Source organism: Hymenobacter oligotrophus (genome assembly GCF_003574965.1).
GTDB lineage: Bacteria > Bacteroidota > Bacteroidia > Cytophagales > Hymenobacteraceae > Solirubrum > Solirubrum oligotrophum.
In genome coordinates, this window is sequence record NZ_CP032317.1 from 1,640,236 (window position 1) to 1,666,673 (window position 26,438).

Below are 26,438 nucleotides of genomic sequence, written 5' to 3' on the forward strand. Positions count from 1 at the left end.
CCGCGGCGGCACCCTGCCGCCGGGCAGCTAGCCAATATGCCAATCCTGTCCGCCGAAAGCAAATTTATTCTGGCATTAATACCATCACATTAAGTACCCTAGGTTGCAGACTCCGAGTATTGCCGCCGGGGCAGGTATACCTCGCCCAGCATGCAGCGGGCACTGCCGCCCCCAATGGTTTCGATGGTGGGTATGGCCAGCGGCACCAGTTGGCAGTGGCGCTGCAGTTGCTCGCGCTGGGCCTGGGTTAGTGCCGCTTGCGCCTGCCCCGATAGCACCAGCAGCGCTTTGCCAGCCCCGGATTGCAAGGCCAGCATGTTGCCGGCAAACTGCGCCACCTGCCCTAGGCTGATTTCAACCAGCTCGTGGCCGGTGCTGCCCAACTCCGCCTTTACTTGGGCGCGCTCGGCGGCGTCGGTAATGCTTTCGAGGCACACCACGGCAAACTGCGGGCCCACACACATCATTACGTTGGTATGGTAAATGGCTTGGCCCTGTGCATCGTGCGCCCGAAAAGCCACCGTGCGGTACCCCAGCATATCGGCCACTTGCCCGAACAGCGCGGCATCGGTGCGCGGCGACAGGCAGGCGTAGGCCACGCGGTTGGGGTGGTCGAACACGATGCTGCCTGTGCCCTCGAGGTACTGCCCTAGGTTTTCGTACGCCGATAGGTCGACTACTTCGCGCACTTCAAACTCGCTGCCCAGGGCCGCCAAAATATCGGGCCGGCGCTCGGTGCGGCGGTTGGGCGTGCACATGGGGTACAGCACGGCACGGCCATCGGGGTGCAGCGTAAGCCAGTTGTTCGGAAATACGGCATCGGGCTTGGGCGGCTCGGCGGTATCCTCGAACACCAGCACCTCTACCCCTTGTGCGCGCAGCGTAGCCACGGCTGCCTCAAACTCGGCGTGGGCTTGCTGCTGCACCAGCTCGGCGCCGAGGTGGCCGTGGGCTTGCTGAAACGAATTGGAAACGGCGGTTTCGGCATTGAAGCCAAACCGGGCCGGACGAACAACAAATACGGTACGGGCTGCCTGCATAAGCCCAAAGGTAGCCTACGGCTTGGTTGCCGCCACGGCGTACACCAACGGGGCTTTATCACCCAGGGGCCCAATGTGGTAGCGCCCCTCGCCGGCCGGCACCGTGTGGGCAAAGCAGTCGTAGGGCGAGTAATCGTACTCGGAGAAATGCGTGAGCTGCAGCCCCTTCCCCAACAGGCTGCCAATCACCTCGCTCAGGCTATGGTTCCAGGTAATGGATTGGTGTACCAAGGGCGCCTCGCGGTCGGCGTAGGTGCCGGTTTCGGTTTCCTCGATGGCGCCCGCGTTGAAGTAGCTGTACTGCACGTGGGTGAAGTCGTTATTGAACATCCAAACCACCGGGTGAAACTCCACGAGCAGGAATTGCCCGCCCGGTTTCAGGTAGCGCGCTACCACCTCAGCCCAGCGGCCTAGGTCGGGCAGCCAGCCGATTACGCCGTAGCTGGTAAACACCACATCAAACTGCTGCTCGGCGGGCAAGTGCTGGGGCAGCTCGTACACATCGGAGCGCACAAACTCCGCCGTGAGGCCCAGTTCGGTGTTCAGCCGGCGAGCCGCGGCAATGGCTTCGTCCGACAGATCGACGCCGGTTACCTGCGCCCCCAGCCGCGCCAGCGACAACGAATCCTGCCCGAAGTGGCACTGCAGGTGCAGCACCCGCTTGCCGGCCACCTTGCCCAGCAGCTCCAGCTCGATGCTGTTCAGCGACGATTTACCGGCCCGGAAGCCTTCCACATTGTAAAACTCCGACGTTAGGTGGTGCTCGGTACGGGCGTTCCAGAGGGCACGGTTCAGTTCGAGGTAGGTATTGGTTGCGTCCATAGCAAAACGGCGGCGAGTGGCGCAAGTGCATTGTTGCGGGTCCGCCAAATAGAATATGCAGGCAAATATATTTATCCACAGCTATCCACATGAAAATGTGGACAATACAATTTCACTCCGACAGCCGATTGTTCCTGCTTAGCTGGCATTAGGCCTGGGCCTTGGTTACGAAGGCTCAAAAACATAACAAAGCCTTAACAACCAATAACATGCACAAGGCTGGCAGTAGCCGTACATTATAATACCGCTGCAACGCATGTGCCGCACGTTGCCAGCGCGCCACCAATGGCAAGCCGGCGCTGAAACAACCTTTTGATTTTCAGGCCATGTATTCCTCACGCAAGTACGAACGAGCCGTCAGGCGCAACGACCTAGTGCTCTACCTCGTCATGGCCGCTGCTGCGGCCTGCGCGCTCATCTATTCGTTGTAACCCTGTTAAGCACTTAGGGCCGCTGCGCGGCCCCGGCCTGGCCCACCACCGCAAACAGCGGATCGGAAAATCCGCGCGGGCGCGGGCTGCGGTCGAGCAGCTCGATGCCGTGCCAGTTGCCGGCCGCTTGCAGGTATTGCCCTACCAGTTGCAGGTGGCCTTGGTCGCTGAGCTGGTGCCAGGCGGCTATGGCTTTGGTGGGGAAGCAGCGGTTGGAGAAAGTAATGACCAACGGCGCGCCGGGCTGCAACACGCGGCCTAGCTCCTGCATTACCGCCACGGGCTGCGTAAGATAATCAACGGACACGCAAATGGCGCCGCCGCCAAACTCGGCGTCGGCGAAGGGCAGCTGGGGTTGCTGATTGAGGTCTTGCACCACGTAGGCTTGCAGGCGCGGGTTGGCCCGCAGCTCGGCCTCGTTCATGCCCAGGCCCACCACGCGGCCGTACTGCACCTCGGGCGGCAGGTGGCTTACCCAGCTGCTCATCAAATCGAGCAAGGTGCTACCCGCGGCAAAATACTCGCGGTAGAGCTGCGTAACGGCCGCAATGGCGCCCTCATCAATGTGCGTAACAAAGCGCGGCTGCCGGTAAAACTGGGCATCGGGCGTTTCGTCGACGCGCCGAAAGGCATTGGCCGAGAATAGCTGGTTGGGGTCGGAGCTCATAGGCAAGGCGGCTGATGTAGCAACAACGGCCACCGGGTCCCAGGGTTTGGCGGGCGGGCATTGCCCGCAAGCTCAACCATTCTATTTTTAGTGCATGAAAATGCCTGCCCTCGTTCGTGCCCTGCCGTTGCTCTGCCTTAGTGCTTTCTCGGCGGTTGCCGTGGCCCAAACCAAGCCCACACCTAAAGCTTCTGCCAAAGCCCCCATTAAAGCTCCCGCGCCGGCCGCGGCGCCCTGGAAAGGCACTTTGGTGCACGGTTACACCGACGACATCAACGTGTATGATTTCGCATCGAAGGCCGACCGCACGGTGCTGGAGAAAGCGCAGCAGCCGTTTTGCGCAGCCGATGGCGACATCTACTACGTAAACGACGCTTTTCCGAAGGGGAAGTACCTGATCAAGAAGAGCAACCCCTCGGCCTCGCAGTTTCGCAACGTGCTCGATATGAGCGCCGACAACCCCGAGTACAAGCAGGCCTTGGCCGACTACAGCGTAATCAGGGGCACGGGTATTTCGGCTATTCTGAGCAGCATGTACGACCCCAAAGTGTCGCCCGATGGCAAGTACCTTTCCGTAACGGTGCTGGGCTACGCGGGCCAGGCGTTTCCGAAAAACTGCGTGGCCGTGTTCGACAAGGCCACGGGCAAGCTCGTCACCAAATTCGACGACAAGTATTACGGCAACTGGCTGCCCGATGGCCGCTTGCTGATGAGCGGCGCCCACAAAACCGTCAGCACCGATGGCAGCATTTACACCTCGCCGCAACCGGGCATATTCCTCACCGATGCCAGCCTGAGCAACCCGCAGCGCATCGACCAAGGCCTCGACGACCCGGCGCCCTACCACGCCACCGCCAGCCCCGATGGCAAGCGCGTAGCGTTTGTGTTAAATAACCACGTGTGGGTAATGAACCTCGACGGCAGCAACCTGAAACAGCTCACGGCCGCCGACAACGACAACATCGAAACCTACCCTACTTGGTCGCCCGATGGCAAGCACGTGGCCTGCTGGGCTTACAAAACCTTCGAGCGCAGCTACTACACGGCCATTGCGGTGGTGCCCTCCTCGGCTGCCGCGCCGGTGGTGCTGTCCGATAAAGCCGCCGTATGGCCCCGCGACACCAAAGGCTACCGCATCAGCGGCGGCAGCAACCAGTTTTCGTGGCGCTAATGCCCGAGCCCTAGGTGGCTGCCTTGCTTACTGCTGAAAGAGCCGGCCGCACAAGCTGGCTTTTTTAATTAGGCGTGGTTAAGGCGTGGCTTGCAGGGCGTCTTTGCGCATCCAGCCGCGCGAGGTTACGCCTTCCCAATTCGTGAAGGTTACGTACACGGCGTCGCCCTGCTCCTCGCCCAGGCGCACCTTATCGCCGCGCACGCAGTGGGCCTTGCGGCGGTCGGTGAGGTCGGGCGAGTTGTAGAAATAAGAACGCTCAGCGGCCACCACGGCCCGCCCCGCGCCAGCGGCCGGTTGGCGGCGCGCCGAGCGGGGCGGGGCGCTGGGCGCTGGGTTCTCCAGCTCGTAGTTATAGGGCTCATCGGGCTGTGGAGTTGGTTGGGGGCTGGGCTGCGGACGTTGGGCTGTGCGGCCGCGCTGGGTAGCGGCAACAGTAGGTTTGCGGGCCAGGCGGCCCAGGTCATCGGCCTTTAGCCAGCCGGTGGCCGTGGCGCCGTTGGGCTGCTTAAAGCTGGTTTTTACGTAGCGGTTCACCACGTCGTCGGCATACAGCACGTCGCCGCGCAGCAAGTAGCGGCCGTTGGGTTTCTCAGCGCGGGGTGCATCAAAAAAATAGGCTCGCTCGGCCGTAACCCGAAACCAGCTGCCGGGCCCCACCAGAAGGTTATCGTCGGCGTAATCGTCGGGTGCGGTGGCGGGTTCGGCGGCTTCGCGTTGGGCGGTAGCGGGGTCGGTTTGCAGTTCCGTGTCGCGCGGTTTGTCGCCCGAGCAGGCAGTGGCTAGTAGCGCAAAGGCCAGCACTGCCCCCGCAGCGGCAAGCCGCCTCAGGCCACCTAGGCACGGGCGCCAATGTTGCGGAGTAGTTGTTGGGGCTGTGGCTGAGGGGTGCTGCGTCATGAGCGTTGGGGGCAGACGTACGGCTTGTTGCTGGTACGTACGCAGATTGTGGCCCTAGGTGGCAGCGCCGGCGGCACCTGCCCACACCTAAGCCCGCGCTCGGCAGTGCCGCCTCACGCTTTGGCTTGCGCGGCCGTAGTTGGCTGTTTGCCGAGGCGGCTACCCAGCGCAAGGCGCAAACTAAACAAGGCCAGCAGCAAGGTTACGGGCGTAAAGGCGGCCTTCTCGAAGCGGTTAGTTGAAAACAAATTGCCAACGGTGTTGAGCGCAAACACCCCCACCATTAGCCACAACGCCACGCGAATTACGGTGGCGTTTATGGCCAGCTTAAGCCAGCCCACCCGCACGGCCACCACTGCCCAAATCAGCAGGTTGATGGCAATAGAAACCGACTCGAGCACCAGCAGTTGCTGCGCGTCTTTTTGGCCGCCACCCCACACAATGTCGGATGGCACAACGCGGGCCAGCACCAACAGGTGAAACACCACCGATAGGCTAGTTATAAGCAAGATGCCGTAGGCGGCAACGCGTTCGGAGAGTAAAGTTTTCAAGGCTATTGGCGGGTCAGGTTCCGGATTCTCTTACTAAAGCGGAGCGCCACGAAGTAAGCAGTTGGGAGGCGTAAACCGTTGGGCTTAACTCGATTTGTGGTAAACCACCTAGGGCTCCGCACGTTAAGAGTAGCTGCTCCTCCCCGGCAATGCAGTCTTACTCACCCACAAAATCATTGCAATGGCAAAGGAATCAGCCAGCAAAGCCGCAGCTGCGCACAAGCCCGCCGCCAAACGGACGCCGGACGACACCTACACCGACCCCAAGCTGCGCGAAAAGCTAAAGGCACAGATTATGGCCGGCGACAAAGGCGGCGAGGCCGGCCAGTGGAGCGCCCGCAAATCGCAGCTGCTCACCCGCGAGTACAAAAAGGCCGGCGGAGGCTACAACAACCGCAAACCCACCGAAGCGCAAGCGCACCTGCACGAGTGGACGGAGCAGCACTGGCAAACGGCCGACGGCAAACCGGCCCAACGCGCCCGCGGCACCGCCCGCTACTTGCCCAAGGAGGCTTGGGAGCAACTAACACCGGCCCAGCAAAAAGCCACCGACGCCAAGAAACGCGCCGGTTCGCGCGCCGGCAAACAACACGTGGAGAACACGGCTGCGGCCAAAGCAGCCAACCGCAACGCCAGCCAGCACGACTAACCCACGGCCGCCGCAGGCACTTTTTCATCACCCACAACCACACCCCGCATGGCTACTCCCCACAACAACGACGACATTCGCAAGCAGTTCAAGGACGACGTGAACATGACCGCCCCGGAGCTCGAGAAATGGCTACGCACCGACGAATCGAAATCGGTGGGCCAGGACAGCGGCGACGGCAACAGCATTGGCCGCCACTCCGGCGAGCGAATTGTGCAGATACTGCATAAAAAGCAAGCCGACCTCACGCCCGACGACGAAGAACACATGCACCGCGTGCACAGCTACGTGAGCCGCCACCTGGCCCAAGGTCCGCACGATGCGAAAGACGTGGAAAACTCGCGCTGGCGGTACTCGCTCATGAACTGGGGCCACGACCCATTGAAGGACAAACGCAGCAAGTAGCCGCCAGCCCTGGCTGCTCCAAGGCCGCTCCTGCCCAGGGGTGGCCTTTCTTGTTGCTAGCTGCCAGCGCCTTAACAACCAGCGCGCACCTAGGGCCCGAAAGTTATTGCGGGCGTGAGCAACCTAGGGGCTGGCCTTTGGTTATACACCTCATTCCCTAACTACTCCAAGCAAGCATATGGAAAACCTAACCGGGAAAGTTGCCCTGGTAACCGGCGCTGGCAAAGGCATTGGCCGCGCCGTAGCCGTGGCATTGGCCAAAGAAGGCGCCCACGTGGGCCTGCTGGCCCGCTCCGAAAACCAGTTGCAGGAAGTGGCCGCCGAAATTGCCGCCCTGGGCGGCAAGGCCGCCGTAGTAACCGCCGACGTAGCCGACCGCCTGGCCGTGGAGGCCGCCGTGGAGCAAGTGCGCCAGCAGCTCGGGCCCATCGATATCCTCATCAACAACGCGGGCATTGGCACGTTTGCCAAGCTGCTCGACATGCCCGTGGAGGAATGGGAGCGAATTATTCAGGTGAACCTGCTGGGCACCTACTACACAACCCGCGCCGTGCTGCCCGATATGCTTGCCCGCCAGGCCGGCGACATCATCAACGTGGCTTCCACGGCCGGCCAGCGGGGGGCCGCCACCACCAGCGCCTACAGTGCCTCCAAGTTTGGGGTGCTGGGCTTTACGGAGTCGCTGATGCAGGAGGTGCGCAAACAGAACATTCGCGTATCGGCGCTTACGCCCAGTACGGTGGCTACCGAGCTGGCCATCAGCAACAACCTTACCGACGGCAACCCCGAGCGCGTGATGCAGCCCGAAGACCTGGCCGAGTTCATCATCGCGCAGCTCAAGCTCAACCGCCGCATCTTCATCAAAGAAGCCGGCATGTGGTCGACGAATCCCTAGGTGCCCCGGGCCCGCAGCCCGTGCGGCAGCGGCCGGGCACAACAAAAAAAGGAGCCCCCGGGCGGGGGCTCCTTTTTCATGCAGTTAAGCGAGGGAGCTTACAGCTGAGCGCGACGCACCTTTACGGCGTTCAGGCCCTTACGGCCTTGCTCTACCTCAAACTGAACCGTGTCGTTGTCGCGAATTTCGTCGATAAGGCCGGTTACGTGGACGAAGATGTCCTGACCAGTGGCGGCGTCGTTGATGAAACCAAAGCCTTTGATTTCATTGAAGAATTTTACGGTTCCTGTTGACATGATGCTTTAGGAAATGGATGAAAAGAAAGCAACTGGCAACGGAACACTACTTGGATTCTGCAAGCGAATGATGGTAGGTGACACGAGGCAACTTGCCTTAAACATTGTAAACGTAAGCCTTTTATTTGGACTGGCTAGTAAAAACCATCAGAACCATTGGTGGCTGCGTTGTACGAGGAGCTAACCAGCAGCCACTTTCTTAAGTTCAAAACCGGCTTAATTAATGAAAATAACGGCTCCAACTCTCTGCAAACAGGGTTTCCGCTCTTGGCAACTTTTGGCTCGGGGCGCCGGCTTTATTTTCCTGAGCCGGCAATAAATATGCGTGTGCACCAGTCAGGCAGCTAGGCTTGGCGCGCGAGCGGGCAACCTTCGGCCGGGTTTGCGGTATTACCTCCGCATTGTGGCGCTGGCTACCGCTACTTGGTTGGTAGCGGAACAGGCCCGGGCGCTATACTTACTTTTTGCTTTGCATTAATGGCTACTTCGGCTTCTTCTGCTTTCAATTCTGCAACGCCGGTTGTTGTACTGGCCGGCGCTACCGGCGGCCTAGGTCGGCGCATTGCGTACCACCTGCGGCAGCGCGGCGCTGCAGTGCGGGCCTTGGTGCGCCAAGGCAGCGGCACCAAGCCCGAGGCCGAGGAGCTCCGCCAATTGGGCGCCGAGGTGCACGAAGTAAACTACGGCAGCGTGGCCGAAATGGCCCAAGTATGCGCCGGAGCCAGATGCGTGGTATCGGCGCTGTCGGGCCTGCGCGAAGTAATCGTGGAGGCGCAACGCCTCTTGCTGCTGGCCGCCGTGGAGGCCGGCGTGCCGCGCTTTATCCCCTCCGACTTTTGCATCGACTACACCAAGCTGCCCGGGGGCTCGAACCGCAACCTCGATTTGCGCCGCGAGTTCGGCCAGCGCCTCGACCAGGCCCCCATCCGGGCCACGTCCGTCCTGAACGGCATGTTCACCGATTTGCTTACCGGGCAGGCGCCGGTAATCCTGTTTGGCCCGCGGCGGGTGCTCTACTGGGGCAACCCCGATCAGCCCATGGACTTTACCACCCTCGACGACACCGCCGCCTTCACGGCCGCTGCCGCCCTCGATGCCGACACGCCCAGGTACCTGCGCGTGGCCGGCGAGGTAGCCACCACGCGCGATTTGCAAGCGGCGGCCACCGCCGCCACCGGCCAGCCGTTTAAGTTGCTGCGCCCCGGCGGCCTGGGTGCGTTTGGGGCTGTCATCAAGCTCACCCGCGCGCTGGCGCCCAGCCACGGCGAGGTGTTTCCGGCCTGGCAAGGCATGCAGTACATGCACAACATGCTCAGCGGCTTGCCCAAGCTCGAGCCGCTCGACAACCACCGCTACCCCGAAATCCGGTTTACATCGGTGCGCGAAGTACTGGCCACTCGTCAGTAGCCGGCGGGCGGCTTTTTATAGTACTATCAGTGCAGCCTCAACGGGTGCCCCGCCGAAAATCTACCGTCTGCACCTAGGGCAGCCTGGTTGGGCGCCTACTTTGTGAGTTGCCAGCTGAAGCCCACGCCCTTGGCCTCGTCGGTGCGCATATCGGGGTACTTGGGCTTGGCCGGCTCGGGCTGGGCGTAGGGTAGCTGCGTACCATCGGGCGCCACCACCGTAAGGTTGGTATAGGGCACGAACACGTAGATTTTGTCGCCGGGCATAGCGGCCCGCACCCAGGCCGACAGATCCACGTCGGGTTTGTAGGCCCGGATGGTTGGCAACACAGGGCGCCCCGCCCGCAAAAGCGTCAGCTCGGCGTACTTGCATCGGTAATTTGCCTTCTCGGAACAGGCCGGGTCGGAGCTCAGCTGCAACCGTACTGCCGAAGCCATTGCGGCGCCCGCAGCGGTTACGGTTTCGCCGTTGCGCAGCACCGACACCACAGGTTTAGGACAACCAGACTGAGCTTTCGCCCAACTAAAAGAGGCCAGTAATAGCAACGGAAGGAATACCTTTTTCAGCATAGGATAGCCGCGCGGCTGTGTTAATTAGTCAGTGTAAAGCGACGTGTTGCAGCTGTTTCATTCACGACGCTGCTTGCCAACGCAACATAGCGGTTTCCCTTGCCGAAGCTCATCCGTCAGCGCTTAACATATCCGGTACCCTCCGCTATTGCCGGTGCCCAATGGCGCAGTGCAGTTACTGCAAACCGCTTAGCCCCCCCGCCGGTGTGCGAACTAAGAGCTTTCGCGACCTAAGCCAAGCGCAAGGACTTACCCGAGTGTTTCGGTTCGCGTAAGCCGATTGCCAAGGTTGGCGCCCTAGCCGCTAGGCACTTGCCGGCCGCGCCAAATGGCTCATGACTACTACGCTGGGCGCGGTGCAATTGCATCGCTCCGCATTCAGAAAGCGAACATCAGGAACATTTTTTCGTATTTACTTTGCATCTCAAAGTTCTTTACATTCCTTTGCAACACCAACCGCTTGCCCAACACGCCGCCCGCTAACCCAGGCCCGGCGCACGCTCAAGCAACTAACCACCTGACGTTTCTCAGCTTTCAACAACCAACCCTTACTCCCATGACGCTGCGCCTCAAAAACATTGCTGTCGTTACCACCGCAACCGCTCTCCTCCTGCTTATCCCCTTCGTGGCGATGCGGTTTAACACCGGCGTAAATTGGACTTTGTCTGACTTTGTAATTGCCGGAGCGCTCATCTTCACCACGGGCCTTGTGGGCATGGCGGTGCTCAGCCAGCAGAACAACCTGCTCTACCGCCTGGCCGGCGGTTTGGCCGTGGCTGCGGGTTTCCTGTCGTTGTGGGCAAACTTAGCGGTCGGCATCATCGGGGGCGGGCCCAACGTGGCCAACCTCATGTTTGCCGGGGTGTTCCTTACGGTGTTCATCGGCTCGGCTTCGGCGCGCTTGCAGCCGCAGGGCATGGCCAAAACCATGTTCGCGGCGGCCGGGGTGCAGTTTCTGGTGCCCGTGCTCGCGCTGCTGATCGGGCAATCGGGCCCGGTTGACACGGAAGGCATGGCCGCCAACATGATTTTTGGGGCCATGTGGGCCGGCTCGGGCTGGCTGTTCCGCGAAGCCAGCGCCATGCGCACGGCCTAGGTCGTTCGGTGCCGCCCGCGGCCCGGCAGCCTTCGCCGCTGCTTCGAGCCGCGTAATTAGGGCGCGAACGGAGCCACCCCACCCTGCCATACGGCCTACCAACACGTAATTTGCTTTAACGAACCGCGCCGCCCAGGATTACCTAGGCGGCGCGGTTCGTTGAGGCAGGCACTTGCTTTAAGCTGGCCTAGTGAGTGAGGCTTAAGCGTTTTGGGGTTAACCAGTTGTATGCGGTGCCGAACGCCAGACCCACGAAAAAGTAAACTACCAACAGTGCGCAAAAAGGTAACTATGCAAATCTAATGGTAGTGCTTGAATGCGACAGGCGTAGAACCGGTTCTCCCGGCCAGGTATTTTAGCGTTTTGGGTCTGCGTAAGTCGTCGAATTATACTTTGTGACTCAAACCCTTGAGCTGCACCACCAGCACGCTGTTGGTATAACGCGCGCCAATGATGACGTGAGCTAATTTATTCCCTTACTTTGACTCGCTCCGTCCATCCTTATTGTGATAATGATTTCGCGAATCTCTTCTTTGCAAAGCCTAGTGGTGCTGGGATTATGCGGAGCCTTGTTCTTCCACCTGATGGGGTGTGGGGTATATGTGCCAACCTTAGGGCCAGTATCGATGGTGCAGCAGCGGGGACAGGCCGAAGTAGGCGCTATTTACCGTCCGCTTACCATGGCAGAAGCCTATGCTGTTTACTCGCCGGTAAAGCACCTACTCGTGGCGGGTAGTGCATCGAAACTCTGGAGGCCTGTGAGTGGCGACACCGATGCTACATTCCGACAAGCTGATGTGGGCCTAGGTTATTATACCACTTTTGGTAGCCGGCAGCATTGGTATGTCAGCGGTCTGGGAGGTTACGGCGCCGCTGTTTCAAACGTGCGGTACCAAGCCGAAGGAAGCTTATCGCCAATCAAGGACTATAGAGCACGTTACAACCCCGCGTACGGACAAATCCAGATTGGCTTTCAGAATGATGTGTGCGCTCTTGGAACAGCACTGCGCCTAACCAACCTGCACTATACTACGCTTACCCTAAATGGACAACATCCCACTGAACCCGTCGGCGACTTGTATCTGGGAACGTACTTGTATGCACGATTAGGGAGGGGGCCCATACAATTTCAGATCCAGGCAGGTGCATCGCGCCCGCTTCCTAGCGCCGCCGAAGGAACGGAGTATGAGTTAAACACCTCTTCGCCGGCTTTTGGAATCGGGGTGGTATTCCGACCGCACTTGCTAGGTCATAAAGGAAACGCGCCTAGAATCCGTTGAGTCATTTAGCTTCGTTCAGCATTTAAGTGGCTCGTCAAGCGAAAGAGTACCGCTCCTAACATAGAAAAGGACGGTACTCTTTCGCTTGTAGCCAATGACGCTTGAACTCGGCGCTCTGCTTACAACTGCAAGGCTTGGGGGATTTCTTTCAAAAACTGGCGGCAAAATCAGTTTCGGCCCGGAATCTTCGCCCCGCGCTCCTGGGCTACCTGCTGGGCCAGCTCGTAACCCGCATCGGCGTGGCGAAAGACGCCCATGCCGGGGTCGGTGGTGAGGACGCGGCGCAGGCGCTCGGCCTTTTCGGGAGTGCCGGTGGCTACGATTACCATGCCCGCGTGGGTGCTGTTGCCGATGCCCACGCCGCCGCCGTTGTGCAGCGAAACCCAGTCGGCGCCGGAGGCGCAGTTGGCTAGGGCGTTGAGCAGAGGCCAGTCGGCCACGGCGTCGGAGCCGTCCTTCATGCCTTCGGTTTCGCGGTTGGGCGAGGCCACGGAGCCGCAGTCGAGGTGGTCGCGGCCGATGACGATGGGCGCTTTTACTTCGCCGCGGGCTACGAGGTCGTTGATGACGAGGCCAAACTTTTCCCGCTCGCCGTAGCCTAGCCAGCACACGCGGGCGGGCAGCCCGATGAAGGGCACCTTGGCTTGAGCTTTCTCAATCCAACGGCGCAGCATCTGGTTTTCGGGGAAGGTTTCCAAAAGGGCGCGGTCGATGCGCAGGATGTCTTGCGGGTCGCCGGAGAGGGCCGCCCAGCGGAAGGGGCCCTTGCCCTCGCAGAACAACGGACGGATGTAGCCGGGCACGAAGCCGGGGTACAGGAACTGGCCGTGCTGATCGCGCACTTGCAGGCCGCCTTTTTCGGCCTGGCCGCGCAGGTTGTTGCCGTAGTCGAGGGCCACGGCGCCGGCGGCTTGCATGTCGATTATGGCCTGGCAGTGCTTCACGATGGAAGCCAGGGCCCGGCGCTTGAACTCCTCGGGGTTGTCTTTGCGCAGCTGCAGTACCTCCGTGATGTCGCCCTCGGGAATGTAGTCCATCAGGTCGTGAGCCGAAGTCTGGTCGGTGACGATGTCGGCCTTGTAGCCGCGCTGCAGCAGTTCGGGCAGCACGGTGGCGGCGTTGCAGGTCAGGCCAATGCTCCAGCCTTGGCGCTGCTGCTTGTACTGCTGGCACAGCTCGAGGGCGTGCTCCAAGTCGCGGGCTTGCTCGTCCACGTAGCCTTCGCGCACCTTTTGCTTCACGCGGGCGTCGATGGGCTCGATTACCAGGCACACACCGTCGTTCATGGTAACGGCCAGGGGCTGGGCGCCGCTCATGCCGCCCAGGCCGGCCGTAACGGTGATGGTACCGGCCAAGGTACCGCCAAAGTGCTTATCGGCCACGGCGGCGAAGGTTTCGTAGGTGCCCTGCAGAATACCCTGCGTGGCGATGTAAATCCAGGAGCCGGCCGTCATCTGCCCGTACATCATCAGGCCCATGCGGTCGAGCTCGTCGAAGTACTCTTGGGTGCTCCAGGCGGGCACCAAGTTGCTGTTGGCAATGAGTACCCGCGGGGCGTGCGGCCAGGTGCGGATTACACCCACGGCCTTGCCCGACTGCACCAACATGGTTTCGTCGGCTTCGAGGTTTTGGAGGGTGTTTACAATAGTCTGGTACTCCTTCCAGTTGCGCGCCGCGCGGCCGGCGCCGCCGTACACGATCAGCTCGTCGTACACCAGGCTCACGGCGGGGTCGAGGTTGTTCTCGAGCATGCGCAGGGCGGCTTCGGCTTCCCAGGTTTTGCAGCGCAGCGTGGTGCCGTGCTGGGCACGCACGGTTTGCTGGGGCTTGTACTGGTAATACATGGGCCGTTTGGCCGTGGGCTGCGGGGCGTTGGCGTCGTCGGAAGCGCTGGTGGCTTCGAGGTTGAGCTCGGGGGTTTCGAAGGCGGAGTTTGGCATGATGGGTGGGAGAAACAGGGGCTTGGGTGGAGCAGCAAGATATGCTTTTGGCCGCATGCCCAAACACGCCTGGTTGCGTTGTGCCCAGGCCCTAGGAGTCCGGCGTGCACGCCCCGGCCGGCAGCCCAAAGGCGCACCCCGGCCCTCTCCTACTCCTAAAAGCAGCCTGCGCACTCGGCAAGCTCGACATTAGCAAAGTGCTATCGAACCCAGCTTACTGTTGAGATTGTGCAATGTTGTCAATATTTTCTTATAAAATTTGGGTTACCTGATGCCCAAATCAGTATAAAGCCATTGCAAGCCTCCTGTGGGCGGTTTGCGGCAGTACAGTTCATACCATTACCAACCAATCACCCATGAAAAAGGTACTTTTTGTAGCGTTTGCAGCAGCTTCGTTTTCGCTGGCCTCGTGCGGCGGCAACAACCAGGAAGGCGCAGCCGGCGGCACCGAGTCGTCGACGAGCACTTCGACCACCACCACGGAAGAATCGAGCACGATGAGCACCGATACCAGCATGAGCGGTAGCGGTAGCGGCATGGGCACCGATATGGGCACCGGCACCGACATGGGCACCACCGGCTCGACGGGCGGCGCCTCCACCGCTGGGGGCTCAACCACGGGCGCCGCTACCACAGGTGGCAGCACTGCCGGCGGTACCACCACAGCCAGCACCACTGGCGGCTCTACAATGGGCTCTACCACGGGTACCACCGCGGGCGGCACCACCACCACGGGCACCGGCTCTACGGCTGGTGGCACGGGCTCTACCGGCACCGGCGGCACCACCGGCCGCTAGCAGCGCCTCGGGCCCTGTTGATTTTGCCAAAGCCCCTCGCAGCGCGAGGGGCTTTGTTGTGTAGTACCAACCCCTAGGTGCCGCCCGCATCCGCAAGCCAAGGCAGGCACACCGGAGCCCAGCCACTGTTTTGGTCCGGCCATGCTTGCGCCTGCCGCCCTTCATATAGTAGAAATTGCATCTTTGCGAAGTTCTAGTTTGGAAAATACTGGCTGCGTTTAGTTACTTGCGCCCGGCCTGTGCAAATGCATATGCTACGCCGAAAAACACGCTTATCAATCTTCACCATTCACCTTTCCCTCTCATGAAAAAAGTACTGTTCCTGGCTCTGGCCGCCGCTTCGTTCTCCTTCGCTTCGTGCGGCAACCAGCAGGAATCTGGCGCGGGCGCTGAGGGCGCTGCCACCGAAACCAGCGCTGCCGACTCGACGACCGTAACCGACATGGGCGGCGGCGAAGCCGGCGCCACTGCCGATTCGGCTGGCACCGCTGGTGGCACCACCACCGCTACGGGCACCGCTACCACCGGCACCACCGCTGCCGGCACCACGGCCGCCGGCGCCGTAACCACGGGCGGCGGCACGGGCGCGGCTGGCACCACCACTACCGGCAGCACCACCGGCCAATAAGGCCTGCCTGCTTGGCTCACGCAAAGCCCTCCGCCCCGGCGGAGGGCTTTTTTGTTGCCCTAGGTGCCGGGCGCGGCACCTTGCTTCGGCACCAGGGCCCACTGCTGCTGGCCCTAGGTGCCGCACACTAAAATTCGGGCGGGTTGCTACTAAGCCGGGCGCGTTTGCGTACTGCCATTATCATCAACCAACAGATGCTGCGATGGAAAAGGTAGCCGCTGGCGTACACCAGCTTCAAATTCAACGGTTTGTAAACGTGTATTTTGTCGAAGCTGGCTTGGCTGGCGAGTGGGTGCTGGTTGATACCGGACTGCCCGGCTCGGCCAAGGCCATTATTGCGGCGGCCCATAAGCTGTTTTACCCCGGCACCCACCCGCAGGCCATATTGCTCACCCACGGGCACATGGACCACGCCGGCTCGGCCCGCGAGCTGGCTGAGTACTGGAAAGTGCCGGTGCTGGCGCACCCGCTCGAGCTGCCTTTTTTGCAGGGTAGGGCTGTGTACCCGCCCGCCGACCCCACCGTGGACAAAGGCGGCTCGTTGGCGTTTGTGTCGCGGTTTTTCCCGCCCCAATCGTTTCAGCTGACCGACGTGGTGCAGGCCTTGCCGATGCAGGACAACAGCGTACCGTACCTGAACGAGTGGCGCTGGCTGCACGTGCCGGGCCACGCGCCGGGGCAGGTGGCCTTGTTCCGCGAGTCGGACCGCACGCTGCTAGGTGCCGATGCCTTTGCCACGGCCAACCACGAGTCGGTGCCGGCGCTGCTGATGCAGGTGCCGAAAATCAGCGCAGCCGGCGCTCCTTTCAACTACAACTGGCTGCAAGTGCACCAATCGGTGCAGCTGCTGGCCTCGCTGCAACCCCAGGCCGTGGGCTGCGGACACGGCCCCGTTATCAAAGGCCCCGAGGCCGCCGCGGGTTTGCTGGCGCTGGCCAACAACTTCCCGATGCCCCGGCACGGCCGCTACGTGGCGCAACCCGCCGTGCTCGACGCCGACGGTGTACAGTACCTGCCGCCCGCCCCGGCCGATAACCTTCCGCAGAAAGCCGCTTTGGTGGGCGCGGGTGCCGCTGTGGCCCTGGGTGCGTTGGCCTTGCTCGGCCGGCGGCGCAAAAGCAAGAACCGCAAACGGCGCGGCGGCAAACGCCCCATTGGGCTTACCACCTTGCCGCCCGAACTCGACTCGAGCTCGTACGGCTACAAAGAGTACCGCTTGTAGCTGCCCTAGGTACCAAACAGCACAAGGCCCTGGCTGCCGTAGCAGCCAGGGCCTTGTGCTGTTTATGGGAGCGAAAAAAGAGCCTAAAGCAACAATCGGCGGGCTCCAACGAACGACGGGGCTCCACAACCTGCGCCGCCGATTGTTGCCTGATAAGGAGCCTTGGTTATTTGCCGGCGCGGCTCACCGTTACGCCGCCGTTGGTCGTCACGGCCTTTACGGGTGCGCCGCCTTTGCCTAGGGCCACCGAAACCTCGCGGCCAATGGTGCCCTGCACTTTGGTAGGGAAATCGGTGCTGATGGGGCCGCGCTGGGTGCTGGTAAACAGCTGCGCCGAGTAGTCGGCCGGTACTTTCCAGGTGATGCCGCCGTTAGTGGTGGCCACGTCGAGGCCGGCGCCGTCCCACTTATTGCCCGTCAGGTTGATGCTCAAGCCGCCGTTTTGGGTGCGGCCTTTCAGGTCGCCGCCGCTGCCGGTAATGCTTACGCCGCCGTTGTGGGCCTCAAACGCTACGGGGCCCTGTACGTCTTGCAGGCTGATGCCGCCGTTGTGGGTGGTGAGGGCCAGCGCCTGCTTGCGGGGCACAAAAATTTCGTAGCTCACGGCGTAGCCGCCGTTGCTCATGGCGTACCCCGTGTTGTTGCCGCTGCCATCGGGGCCGGCGCCGCGCAGGGTGTTGTTCTCGGTGCTGATTTTTACCTGCTGCGCGGTGGCTTTGGCGGTGGCTTCGTCGCGGCCCCAGGCTTGCACTTTGGCCCGCACCCGAATTTCGCTGCCGTCGTACCCCTTTACCGAAATGCCGCCGTTGCGCAGGCCATCAACCGTCAGCTTATCGCCTTTGGTGGCAGGCAAGGTAAAATCGCGCGTTTCGCAGTAGCGCTTTTGCTCCGAGTTGCCCCACTTGCCCTCCTCGCAAGTAGAGGTGAAAGCCGGCGCCGTTTGGGCATTGGCAACCAAAGCAGCGGAGCTGAGCAGCAGGGCAGCAAATACATTTTTCATAGCTTCGGAAAGGCAATTTTTTTGGAAGATTTAGCTCACTGACAAAAGCCAAATATCAAAGGCTGCATATACAACGAAATTTTTCGTACTTCTTACACCTCCTACCCTAGCAACGGCCGCAAAGCATCGGCATACGAGCGGCTTACGCGCACTACTTTTCCGCCTTCGAGCGTGGCGTAGTAGCCCCCGCTGCCGTCGCGCTCGAGCTCTAACACGGCGTTGAGCGCCACCAGCACCGAGCGATGAATGCGCAGAAACCGTTGCGGATCGAGGCGGGCTTTCAGGGCCGTGATGCCGAGGTTGCTGAGGTGCTGCCCGGTGGTGGTATGCAGGGTGGCGTAGTCGCCGGCCGCCTCCACCCACCGAATGGTTTCGATGGGCACGGCCACTAGCCGGGCTCCTTGGGGCACAAACAACCTAGGCGGAAAAGCAGCCGGGGCTGCGGGCGTTGGGGGTGTGGTACGGGCATCTTCGAGGCGCTGCAGCAAGCGCTGCAGGTTGGCGTCGGGCGCATCGGCGGTTGTGTGCTGCAGTACGCGCTCCACGGCCCGCCGAAACCGGGCGCGGTCGTAGGGCTTCAGCAGATAATCAATGGCGCCGGCTTCGAAGGCGCTGAGGGCATACTGATCGTAGGCCGTAGAAAAAACCACCCGCGGCACCTGCTCCAGCCGAGCCAACACCTCAAAGCCGTTGAGGCCCGGCATCTGGATGTCCAGAAACACCAGCTCGGGCTGTAGCCGGGCAATGCTTTCGGCGGCGGCAAGCCCATCGGCGCACTCGCCCACAATGCGTACCTGCGGAAAATCGGCCAGGTACTGGCGCACAATGGTGCGGGCGGGAGCTTCGTCGTCGATGATGAGCGCAGTCATGCAGGCAAATAATGGAAGGGCTAGATCGGTAGCACAAACGACACCACCAATCCGTGCGGTTGGTTGGCCTCGATGCGCAGGCCGCTGCTACCTAGGGCGCGCAGGCGCTGGTGGGTGGTGCGTAGCCCTACGCCTTGTGCCGAGCTCAGCAGCGTAGCGGGCGAGCAAGTGGGCGGCAGGCCCACGCCCGTATCGGCTACGGTGATTTGCAGTTGATTGCTGCCTACGCGCCGCGCGCCTAGGTGAATGGTGCCGCCTTGCACGGCCGGGGCCAAGCCGTGGCGCACGGCATTCTCCACCAAAGGCTGCACCAGCATGGGCGGCAAGGGTACTGCCAGCAGGCTGTCATCTGCCGTAAAACTTACCTGGAGCCGACTGCCAAAACGGGCTTGCTCGAGTTCGAGGTAACTCTGCAAAAACAGCAGCTCGTCGCCTAGGGGCAGCTGCTCGTGCCGCGAGGCATCGAGGGCGAAGCGGAAGGTATGCGCTAGCCGCACAATCAGCTCGCGGGTGCTTTCCAGCTCGGGCGGCACCGAGGCGCTGATGGAGTTGAGCGTGTTGAATAAAAAGTGGGGGTTGATTTGCGCCTTAAGGGCGGCCATTTGGCTGGCATGGGCCTGCGCCTGCAATTGCTGATTGAGCTGATTGCGGTGCTGCAGTTGCTGGATGAAGCGGTGCACGTGCAGCACCCCAAACTGCACCCCGTAGAACAGCGCCGGAATGTACACATCCCACACGCGCCCGTTGCCGCTCATGGTGCCTTCGCCAAGCCAATTGAGCAGCCCGTAGTAACTCACAAACCACGCCCCTACCCACAGCGGCCACACGGCCGCGTGCGCCAGCAACTTTAGCGGCCACGAAGCACGCTCGAGCGGTGTGCGGAAGAACAGCCACCATACCGGGAGCGTCCAGAGGGCTTTTAGGGGGTAGTCAAACAACAGCACCCGCCGCAGGTAATCGGCAAAAGCGCCGGGCTGCACCTCCTGCACGGTGTAGGCAATGGTGCCGGCGTAAAACACCGCAAACACCGCGTAAAAGCCCGCCATGGCCAATAAGCCGCGCCACGCAAGGCGGGCGGGCTGCTCGGGAGTTAGCGGCTGCGCCCCTAGGTGCGCGGGCGCGGCAGCGGGCGGCACCCAGGCCGTAGGTGTGGGGGCAGGCGGGTCAATCAGGTCCACTTCCATGAGGGGGCGGCAGTTGGCGGTGCAGGCGTAAGTTACGGAAACAGCTTGGCCAGCTTTTGCTCTAGCTGCTTGCCGCGTAAGTCTTTGGCTACCACGCGCCCTTGCGGGTCGAGCAGCACCGTGAGCGGCACAGCGCGGGCGTCGTACACCTCGGCGCTGGGGCTGCGAAATCCTTGCAGGTCGGATACCTGAATCCAGGGCAGCTGGTCGGCGGCTATGGCCTTCAGCCATCTCTCGCGCGAGTCGTCGAGCGACACGGCGTACACCTCAAACCCTTTGGGCTTGTACTGCTGATACAGCTTCACCATGGCGGGGTTTTCCTGCCGGCAGGGCTTGCACCACGAGGCCCAAAAATCGACGAGCACGTAGCGGCCGCGCAGCGAAGACAAGGCCACGGGTTTGCCATCGGGGCCGGGCAAGCTGAGCTCGGGCGCGGGCTTGCCAACTGCCGTGGTTTGCCGGGCCCGCTGCCTACCCAGGAGCACCAGCGTGTAGCGCGAGTTGGGCAGCGCCGCGGCAAAGTGGTTGGTAAGCGAGTCGAGCAATGCTTCCTCGCGCGTGTACCCGCTCAGGTCGACGGTGGCGTAGGCAGCCACAAAAGAGGTTGGGTGCTGCGTAATAAGCTCCTTGGTGCCTACGATTCGCTCGCTCCAGGCATCGTTCCAGGGGCCGGAGCGCTGCTCTCCCTGCCTAATCAGCTCCTGCGTGCGTTGGCGGTGGCGCAACAAAATATCCTGGAAGCGCTGCAGCACCTGAGCCTCGGGGGTGCCGCTTTGCTGGGCGCTGGCCGCGGGCTGGGTGGCATCGGCGGTAAGTACTATGCGCGCGGTGTTGTCGAGGGCTACGGGTACGGGGTCGGCTTCGGGGCCAACCAGCAGCGTGTACACGGCAGGTTCGGCCAGTTGCCCGCGCAAGGCAAAACGGCCGGCGGCATCGGTGTTGGCCGAGTCGAGGCGCCGCCATGCGGGAGCGTCGCCATCGGCCAGCACAAGGCGCGTGCCGGCAGCGGCGTTGCTTAGCTGGCCTTTTACCTCGAACCCAGTGGGTGCCGAAACGGCGGCACTTGGTGCGGTGACGCGCTGGCAAGCGCCGCCACCCAGGCCTGTTATCAGCAGCGCAACCGGGGCAACAAGCAAGCGCCGAAAGCAGGCGGGAAAGGATACGCGGGCGAAAAGCATAGCCGTGGCGGGTTAGGTTCGGGGCCAACCTACCTAGGGCTTGCGGGCTTGCCCAAAGCTTATCGGTGAGTTGCAGCTACAGCCGGCCAGTGGTGTGCAGCGGCGTTCGGGAGCGTGGGCACCTAGGCACGGGGCAAAGGCTTACGCTTTCGAGGCTACCCCGGTGAGAAAGGCCGTAACCACTGTTGCAGCGAGGCGTGCCGTTTGAAAATCGCGGTCGAAAACAGGGTTGAACTCGACGACTTCGAACAGACGAACCTCGGCGTGGCGACCGGCCTCAAAGGCGGCTTCAACGGCTTGGCGGGGCGTGAGGCCATCGGCACTGGGCGCGCTTACGGCCGGGGCAAACGCCTGCGCTACGGCATCGGTATCGAAGCTCACGAAGGCCGTGCCGGCGGCCGCGGCGCGGCGCACGGCGCGCTCCATGTACAGGGCCATGCCGTCCTTCTGCACGTGCGCCAGGGGCACAATAGTCGCCCGTTGCTGGTGCAGAAAATCGATATCCTCGAAGGTGTTTAGGTTGGAGTGCAGCCCGATTTCGGTAAAGCACTGGCCGGTTACAATGCCTTCGCGCAGCAGCTTGCCGAAGGGGGTGCCGCTGCCTAGGTCGGGGCGGTCTTTCACGTCGGCATGGGCATCTATGTTTACTCCACCCACGGCTTGGCTACCAACCGCATCGTGCAAGCCGCGCACGGTGCTGTAGGTGCCGTCGTGCGAGCCGCCCAGCACTACCACACGCGGGTACTGCCGCAGCAGCGCGGCCACTTGCTCGCGGATGCGCTGGTGGTGCGCGGCGTGGTCGTAGGGATGCGGGCCTGCTACGTCGCCGGCGTCGGCAATGCGCAGGCCATCGAGGCGCACGTTGTGCTCGAGGTTGTAGGTTTTGTGGTAGCGCCGTAGTTCGCGCCGAATAGCCGCCGGGGCGCCTACCGCCCCGGCCCTTCCGCCCTCAAGCACGGTGCCGTGGTCGAGGGGCAAACCCACCAAGCACACATCGGCTTCGGGCATTTCGGCGGCGGGGCGTATCAGCTCGCGCAAAAAGGTGGGCATGGGTTGTTAGCTGTTAGTTGTCAGCCCTCAGCTATTAGCTGTTGGTTGGCAGTTGTCAGGAATCATGACGCGCGGGGCCGACATGTGGCGCGTTGCATCCCGAAAGCTAACAACTGACAACTAACAGCTAACAGCTGACCCAATGCTTACCTTCGTTGCATGGCATTTAATTTCTTCCGAACCGCTGCTGCCCTGCTTTGCTGCCTCGCGGGCACGCCGCTGGTTGCCGCGGCGCAGCAGCCCGGCGCCAAACCCGCCACTCCGCCTACTTCGGTGGGCATGGGGCAGTTGCCCAGCTCGTTTTTTGGCACTTACACCTACCGCTCCTACACGGTGCACTCGGCGGGCGAGGAGCCGGTGCAGGCCAACGGCGTAGGCGGCACCCTCAAGCTTTTCCCCACGGGCTTGTTCGAAAAGCGCCTGCAGCTGACCGGCCCCAACGGCCCGGTTACCTTCAGCCAGCGCGGGCGGTTTACCGTGAGCGGCCCCAACATCAGCTTTGCCTACCTCGACAGCCAGCAAACGCCCAAAGCCGACAACGGCACGTTTCGGTACGACGCCAAAAAGCAAACCCTAGAGCTGACGATCAACGGTTTTCCGGCGGGCAGCAAGGCCGTGTACGTGCTGCAGGCCGCCGGCCCCCTGCGCTAGTTGCGCGCTGCTGCCCGCACCCACGCTGCCAAGCACCTAGGGCTGGTGTTGCCCTGGGCTTGGCTTTCGGCTAACTTGCAGCCCCTTTCGCGCTGGGCACCTAGGCGCCCAGCGCCGAAGCATTAACTCTTAAGCACTTAGCACAACACTCATACTATGGGACGCGCGTTTGAATTCCGCAAAGGCCGCAAAATGAAGCGCTGGGACCGGATGTCGAAAGACTTTACCCGCATCGGGCGCGAAATCGTGATTGCCGTGAAGGAAGGCGGCGCCAACCCCGATACTAACTCCCGCCTGCGCACGGCCATGCAGAACGCCAAAGGCGTGAACATGCCCAAAGACCGCGTGGAAGCCGCCATCAAGCGCGCCAGCTCGAAGGAAGAAGGCAACTACCAGGAAGTGGTGTACGAGGGCTATGCCCCGCACGGCGTGGCCATTGTGGTTGAAACCGCCACCGACAACCCCACCCGCACCGTGGCCAACGTGCGCATGTACTTCAACCGCGGCAACGGCGCCCTGGGCACCGCCGGTTCTTCCGATTTCACCTTCACCCGCAAGGGCGTGTTTAAGCTGGCGGCCGAAGGCCTCGACCGCGACGAACTGGAACTCGAGCTGATCGACTTCGGCGCCGACGACATCTACGAAGACTCGGAGGAAGACGAGCAGGGCAACGTAAAGCACTTCATCGTGGTCGAAACCGCGTTCAGCGACTTCGGCCAGATGCAGAAAGCCCTGGAGCAAAAGGGCCTGAACGTAATCAGCGCCCAGTTGCAGCGCATCCCCAACACCACCGTGCGCCTCGAGGGCGAGCAGCTGGAAGAGGTGATGAACCTGATCGAGAAGTTTGAGGACGACGACGACGTACAGGCTGTGTACCATACGCTGGGCTAAGCCTAGGCGTAGGTTACTAGCTTACAAAGCGGGCTGCCCTAGCGGGGTGGCCCGCTTTGTCTTTACATTGGCCCCGTTGTCCACCGCATATAGGCTTACCTGCTATTCCCTAATGAAAGTATTTCTTACGGCTTTGCTCTGGCTTTGCACACTGGCAGCGGCCGCCCAGCAGGCCGAGCTAACGGCCCTGCTCAAAAAGCACAACGTACCCGGCCTGCAAGTCGTGTTCAGCAGAAAAGGCGAGACTACGCAGTACAGCCTAGGTGTGCGGCAGGCCGGAAAGGCCGAGGCCCTCACGGCCAACACCCTTATGCAGGCTGCTTCGCTGAGCAAAGTGGTACTGGCCTACACCACCCTGCGCCTCCACGACCGCGGCGTAATTAACCTCGATAAGCCTCTGCTCGGCTACTACCGCTACCCACGCCTAAGCACCCAACCTAGGGCGGCCGCCGTTACGGCGCGCATGGTGCTCACGCACACCACCGGTTTGCCCAACTGGGCCGAAAACCCGCTAAGCCCCACGTGGGCTACCTCGCCGCTAAAGCTGAAATACGCCCCCGACAGCTGCTGGAACTACTCCGGCGAGGGCTTCGTGTGGCTGCAAAAAACCCTGGAGCATATCACGGGCAAATCGCTGCAAACCTTGGCGCAGGAGGAGGTGTTTGGCCCGTTGCGCATGAAGAACAGCAGCTTTGTGTGGCGCGAGGCGTTTGCGCGCGATGCCAGCTTTGGCCACGACAAAAGCGGCAAGCCCACGGAGGTTCGCAAGTTTGCGGAACCCAATGCTGGTTTTAGCCTGCTCAGCACCGCCCACGACTACAGCCGGTTTGTGCAAGCCCTGCTGCAGGGCCAAGGCCTGAAGCCCACCACGGCGCAGCTGCTCACCGCCGCGGCTAACCCAGCCAACCGTTGCGGCCTGGGCCCCACCCCTACCGACCCCCACATTGCTTGGGCTTATGGCCTAGGTTTGGCCAACACCAGTGCGGGCCCGGCCCTTTGGCATTGGGGCGACAACGGCGACTTCAAAGCATTCTTTATGGCGTTTCCGGCGCAGAAAACAAGCTTGGTCTTCTTTACCAACAGCGCCAATGGCCTGGTGCTTACCGATGAGCTGTTGCGCTTGTTTGCCGGCCCCGGCGAGTACCGCGCCATGCAGTGGCTGGCTGAGGAAAAGTAGCCGCCGCCACCGGGCAGCGGGTAAGCGTTGGGGCGCTGTTGATTTATCAGTACGTTTAGCTCAACAGTTCTGCCCTACTCCGCCCATACCCGCACCCCCACATTCTATTCTATGAAATCCATTGCTACTGCTTTGGCAGCTGGCTTGCTGCTGACGGCCGCCGCTTGCACTCAACAAAAAACCGTAGAAGCTGGCGCCGACAACAACGCGGTTCCGGCCAGCTACTTTGCCAGCGACACCACCCGCATCAAAGACGGCGGCGTGCAGATGGTGGCCATTAACACCCCCAAGGGCAGGTTCAACGTCTGGACGAAGCGCTTCGGCAACAACCCGCGCATTAAGCTGCTGCTGCTCAACGGCGGCCCCGGCGCCACGCACGAGTACTTCGAGTGCATGGAGAGCTTCTTGCCGCAAGAGGGCATAGAGTTCATTTACTACGACCAGCTCGGCTGCGGCAACTCCGACAACCCCAAGGACACGGCCATGTGGAGCTTGCCGCGCTACGTGGAGGAAGTGGAGCAGGTGCGCCAGGCGCTCAACCTGAACAAGGATAACTTTTACTTGCTGGGCCACTCGTGGGGTGGTATTCTGGCCGCTGAGTACGCCCTCAAGTACCAGCAGCACATGAAAGGCCTCGTCATTTCGAACATGATGATGGACGTGCCCGCTTACGGCCGCTACGCCGACGAAGTGCTGGCCCCGCAACTGAAGCCCGAGGTGCTGAAGGAAATCCGCGCCATCGAAGCCAAAAAGGACTTCCAGAACCCGCGCTACATGGAGCTGCTGCTGCCCAACTTCTACACCGCGCACATCCTGCGCTTGCCGCTCGATAAGTGGCCCGAGCCGGTAAACCGCTCGTTCGCCAAGATGAACCAATCGTTGTACGTAACGATGCAGGGCCCCAGCGAATTTGGCGTGGCGGGCAAACTCGTGAACTGGAACCGCGTGCCCGATTTGCCCAAGCTCGCGGTGCCCGTGCTGAGCATTGGCGGCAAGCACGACACCATGGACCCCGAGCACATGCGCATGATAGCCCAGAAGGTGCAAAACGGCACGGCACTCATTTGCCCCAACGGCTCGCACATGAGCTTCTACGACGACCAGCAGACGTACATGGCAGGGCTGGTCAAGTTCCTGAAGGGTGTAGACCAGGGCCAGAAGAAAGTGCAGCTGTAGCACCCGCAGTAGCGCCAGGGCGTTGCGGCCCTCCGAGATGGTGAGCTGACGCCTTGCGCGCCCTACCTTTCGGTGAACTTCATTCGATACTCCCTGAATTTTATGGCCGCAGTGCGTTCTTTTACCATTTTATGGCTGATGTTGCTGGGACTACTCGGCGGTTGCAAAAAAGCTGAGGTAGCGCCCCAAACCGGCAACTTGATGATCAGTTTCAACAACAGCTCGCAGTTTAGCGGCACCACTTGCTACCTGTTCACGGAGCAGGTGTGGGCTGCGCCGTCATCTGCCAGTGCTTTGCGCGAAGCTAAAGTACCGGCCTTGGGCAGCACCAATGGCATTAATCCCGTTAAAATCAGCTTCAACGACCTGAACGCGGGCAACTATGTGTTTGTAGTGGGCAGCAACCGCTGGACGGTGCAGGTTACAGCGGGCAAAACCAACGAGGTGTACAAATAGGCATTCGCCGGCCCCGCCTCAGCGTCGCGTATCTTTACGG

General features: G+C 61.6%; 27 protein-coding genes. 14 read left to right on the forward strand and 13 right to left on the reverse strand.

All coding sequences use genetic code 11. The features are described 5' to 3' along the window. Positions 1–98: 98 nt before the first annotated feature. The 3 genes from ctlX to D3Y59_RS07015 form a co-directional block, all read right to left on the reverse strand. Positions 99–1,040 (reverse strand): citrulline utilization hydrolase CtlX, encoded by a 942-nt coding sequence (gene ctlX, locus D3Y59_RS07005; RefSeq protein WP_119444403.1) that lies wholly within the window; start codon positions 1,038–1,040, stop codon positions 99–101. 15 nt (positions 1,041–1,055) lie between these two features. Further along, positions 1,056–1,862, reverse strand: coding sequence for a class I SAM-dependent methyltransferase (locus D3Y59_RS07010; protein WP_119444404.1), 807 nt, complete (start codon positions 1,860–1,862; stop codon positions 1,056–1,058). A 444-nt stretch (positions 1,863–2,306) separates the two neighbouring features. Then, complete coding sequence (locus D3Y59_RS07015; RefSeq protein ID WP_119444405.1) at positions 2,307–2,960, reverse strand: class I SAM-dependent methyltransferase; 654 nt, start codon at positions 2,958–2,960, stop codon at positions 2,307–2,309. A gap of 94 nt (positions 2,961–3,054) precedes the next feature. On the opposite strand from D3Y59_RS07015, the gene D3Y59_RS07020 reads away from it, so the two are divergent. Continuing rightward, positions 3,055–4,131, forward strand: a complete 1,077-nt coding sequence (locus tag D3Y59_RS07020; RefSeq protein ID WP_119444406.1) for a TolB family protein — start codon at positions 3,055–3,057, stop codon at positions 4,129–4,131. A 78-nt stretch (positions 4,132–4,209) separates the two neighbouring features. On the opposite strand, the gene D3Y59_RS07025 is transcribed toward D3Y59_RS07020, so the two are convergent. After that, a complete protein-coding gene (locus D3Y59_RS07025; protein ID WP_162910613.1) occupies positions 4,210–5,031 on the reverse strand; it encodes a hypothetical protein in 822 nt (273 codons plus the stop codon). A gap of 113 nt (positions 5,032–5,144) precedes the next feature. Further along, positions 5,145–5,582: a hypothetical protein gene (locus D3Y59_RS07030; protein ID WP_119444408.1), complete on the reverse strand. Its 438-nt coding sequence runs from the start codon at positions 5,580–5,582 to the stop codon at positions 5,145–5,147. A gap of 181 nt (positions 5,583–5,763) precedes the next feature. On the opposite strand from D3Y59_RS07030, the gene D3Y59_RS07035 reads away from it, so the two are divergent. From D3Y59_RS07035 to D3Y59_RS07045, 3 genes are all read left to right on the forward strand, one after another. Continuing rightward, positions 5,764–6,231: a DUF5872 domain-containing protein gene (locus D3Y59_RS07035; RefSeq protein ID WP_119444409.1), complete on the forward strand. Its 468-nt coding sequence runs from the start codon at positions 5,764–5,766 to the stop codon at positions 6,229–6,231. A gap of 48 nt (positions 6,232–6,279) precedes the next feature. Continuing rightward, positions 6,280–6,636 (forward strand): DUF3140 domain-containing protein, encoded by a 357-nt coding sequence (locus D3Y59_RS07040; protein ID WP_119444410.1) that lies wholly within the window; start codon positions 6,280–6,282, stop codon positions 6,634–6,636. Between the two features lie 178 nt (positions 6,637–6,814). Continuing rightward, on the forward strand, positions 6,815–7,531 hold the full coding sequence (locus tag D3Y59_RS07045; protein WP_119444411.1) for a 3-ketoacyl-ACP reductase: 717 nt from the start codon (positions 6,815–6,817) through the stop codon (positions 7,529–7,531). A 98-nt stretch (positions 7,532–7,629) separates the two neighbouring features. Here D3Y59_RS07045 and D3Y59_RS07050 read toward each other — a convergent pair whose 3' ends face one another. Then, on the reverse strand, positions 7,630–7,827 hold the full coding sequence (locus D3Y59_RS07050) for a cold-shock protein (protein WP_119444412.1): 198 nt from the start codon (positions 7,825–7,827) through the stop codon (positions 7,630–7,632). Positions 7,828–8,304: 477 nt separating this feature from the next. Between D3Y59_RS07050 and D3Y59_RS07055 the strand changes: the two genes are divergently transcribed. Then, positions 8,305–9,234, forward strand: coding sequence for an NmrA family NAD(P)-binding protein (locus tag D3Y59_RS07055; RefSeq protein ID WP_119444413.1), 930 nt, complete (start codon positions 8,305–8,307; stop codon positions 9,232–9,234). Positions 9,235–9,329: 95 nt separating this feature from the next. On the opposite strand, the gene D3Y59_RS07060 is transcribed toward D3Y59_RS07055, so the two are convergent. Further along, positions 9,330–9,722, reverse strand: coding sequence for a hypothetical protein (locus D3Y59_RS07060; RefSeq protein ID WP_119444414.1), 393 nt, complete (start codon positions 9,720–9,722; stop codon positions 9,330–9,332). 637 nt (positions 9,723–10,359) lie between these two features. Between D3Y59_RS07060 and D3Y59_RS07065 the strand changes: the two genes are divergently transcribed. Then, positions 10,360–10,899 carry a hypothetical protein gene (locus D3Y59_RS07065; protein WP_119444415.1) on the forward strand — a complete coding sequence of 180 codons (540 nt, stop codon included), beginning with the start codon at positions 10,360–10,362 and terminating at the stop codon, positions 10,897–10,899. Between the two features lie 1,447 nt (positions 10,900–12,346). Here D3Y59_RS07065 and hutU read toward each other — a convergent pair. Beyond that, entirely contained in the window at positions 12,347–14,119 is a 1,773-nt protein-coding gene (gene hutU / locus D3Y59_RS07070; RefSeq protein ID WP_119444416.1) for a urocanate hydratase, read from the reverse strand. A gap of 356 nt (positions 14,120–14,475) precedes the next feature. Between hutU and D3Y59_RS18235 the strand changes: the two genes are divergently transcribed. From D3Y59_RS18235 to D3Y59_RS07085, 3 genes are all read left to right on the forward strand, one after another. After that, the gene (locus D3Y59_RS18235) at positions 14,476–14,916 is read left to right on the forward strand and encodes a hypothetical protein (protein WP_162910614.1); all 441 of its coding nucleotides are present in this window, start codon (positions 14,476–14,478) and stop codon (positions 14,914–14,916) included. A gap of 304 nt (positions 14,917–15,220) precedes the next feature. Further along, positions 15,221–15,544 carry a hypothetical protein gene (locus D3Y59_RS07080; protein ID WP_119444417.1) on the forward strand — a complete coding sequence of 108 codons (324 nt, stop codon included), beginning with the start codon at positions 15,221–15,223 and terminating at the stop codon, positions 15,542–15,544. 202 nt (positions 15,545–15,746) lie between these two features. Next, positions 15,747–16,766 (forward strand): MBL fold metallo-hydrolase, encoded by a 1,020-nt coding sequence (locus D3Y59_RS07085; protein ID WP_119444418.1) that lies wholly within the window; start codon positions 15,747–15,749, stop codon positions 16,764–16,766. Positions 16,767–16,932: 166 nt separating this feature from the next. On the opposite strand, the gene D3Y59_RS07090 is transcribed toward D3Y59_RS07085, so the two are convergent. The 5 genes from D3Y59_RS07090 to D3Y59_RS07110 all read right to left on the reverse strand — a co-directional run bounded on the left by D3Y59_RS07090 (position 16,933) and on the right by D3Y59_RS07110 (position 22,047). Continuing rightward, positions 16,933–17,766, reverse strand: a complete 834-nt coding sequence (locus tag D3Y59_RS07090; protein WP_119444419.1) for a DUF4097 family beta strand repeat-containing protein — start codon at positions 17,764–17,766, stop codon at positions 16,933–16,935. 101 nt (positions 17,767–17,867) lie between these two features. Next, a complete protein-coding gene (locus D3Y59_RS07095; RefSeq protein ID WP_119444420.1) occupies positions 17,868–18,635 on the reverse strand; it encodes a LytR/AlgR family response regulator transcription factor in 768 nt (255 codons plus the stop codon). Positions 18,636–18,655: 20 nt separating this feature from the next. Continuing rightward, on the reverse strand, positions 18,656–19,819 hold the full coding sequence (locus D3Y59_RS07100) for a sensor histidine kinase (RefSeq protein ID WP_119444421.1): 1,164 nt from the start codon (positions 19,817–19,819) through the stop codon (positions 18,656–18,658). Positions 19,820–19,851: 32 nt separating this feature from the next. After that, positions 19,852–20,997 carry a TlpA disulfide reductase family protein gene (locus D3Y59_RS07105; RefSeq protein WP_119444422.1) on the reverse strand — a complete coding sequence of 382 codons (1,146 nt, stop codon included), beginning with the start codon at positions 20,995–20,997 and terminating at the stop codon, positions 19,852–19,854. A gap of 141 nt (positions 20,998–21,138) precedes the next feature. Beyond that, positions 21,139–22,047 carry an arginase family protein gene (locus D3Y59_RS07110; protein ID WP_119444423.1) on the reverse strand — a complete coding sequence of 303 codons (909 nt, stop codon included), beginning with the start codon at positions 22,045–22,047 and terminating at the stop codon, positions 21,139–21,141. Positions 22,048–22,206: 159 nt separating this feature from the next. Here D3Y59_RS07110 and D3Y59_RS07115 point away from each other — a divergent pair, with 159 nt between their 5' ends. The 5 genes from D3Y59_RS07115 to D3Y59_RS07135 all read left to right on the forward strand — a co-directional run bounded on the left by D3Y59_RS07115 (position 22,207) and on the right by D3Y59_RS07135 (position 26,398). Further along, on the forward strand, positions 22,207–22,698 hold the full coding sequence (locus D3Y59_RS07115) for a hypothetical protein (protein ID WP_119444424.1): 492 nt from the start codon (positions 22,207–22,209) through the stop codon (positions 22,696–22,698). A 156-nt stretch (positions 22,699–22,854) separates the two neighbouring features. Then, positions 22,855–23,589, forward strand: coding sequence for a YebC/PmpR family DNA-binding transcriptional regulator (locus D3Y59_RS07120; protein ID WP_119444425.1), 735 nt, complete (start codon positions 22,855–22,857; stop codon positions 23,587–23,589). Between the two features lie 112 nt (positions 23,590–23,701). After that, positions 23,702–24,766 carry a serine hydrolase domain-containing protein gene (locus D3Y59_RS07125; RefSeq protein ID WP_119444426.1) on the forward strand — a complete coding sequence of 355 codons (1,065 nt, stop codon included), beginning with the start codon at positions 23,702–23,704 and terminating at the stop codon, positions 24,764–24,766. 111 nt (positions 24,767–24,877) lie between these two features. Beyond that, positions 24,878–25,942 (forward strand): proline iminopeptidase-family hydrolase, encoded by a 1,065-nt coding sequence (locus D3Y59_RS07130; RefSeq protein ID WP_119444427.1) that lies wholly within the window; start codon positions 24,878–24,880, stop codon positions 25,940–25,942. A gap of 138 nt (positions 25,943–26,080) precedes the next feature. Then, on the forward strand, positions 26,081–26,398 hold the full coding sequence (locus D3Y59_RS07135; RefSeq protein ID WP_119444428.1) for a hypothetical protein: 318 nt from the start codon (positions 26,081–26,083) through the stop codon (positions 26,396–26,398). The last annotated feature ends 40 nt before the right edge of the window (positions 26,399–26,438 follow it).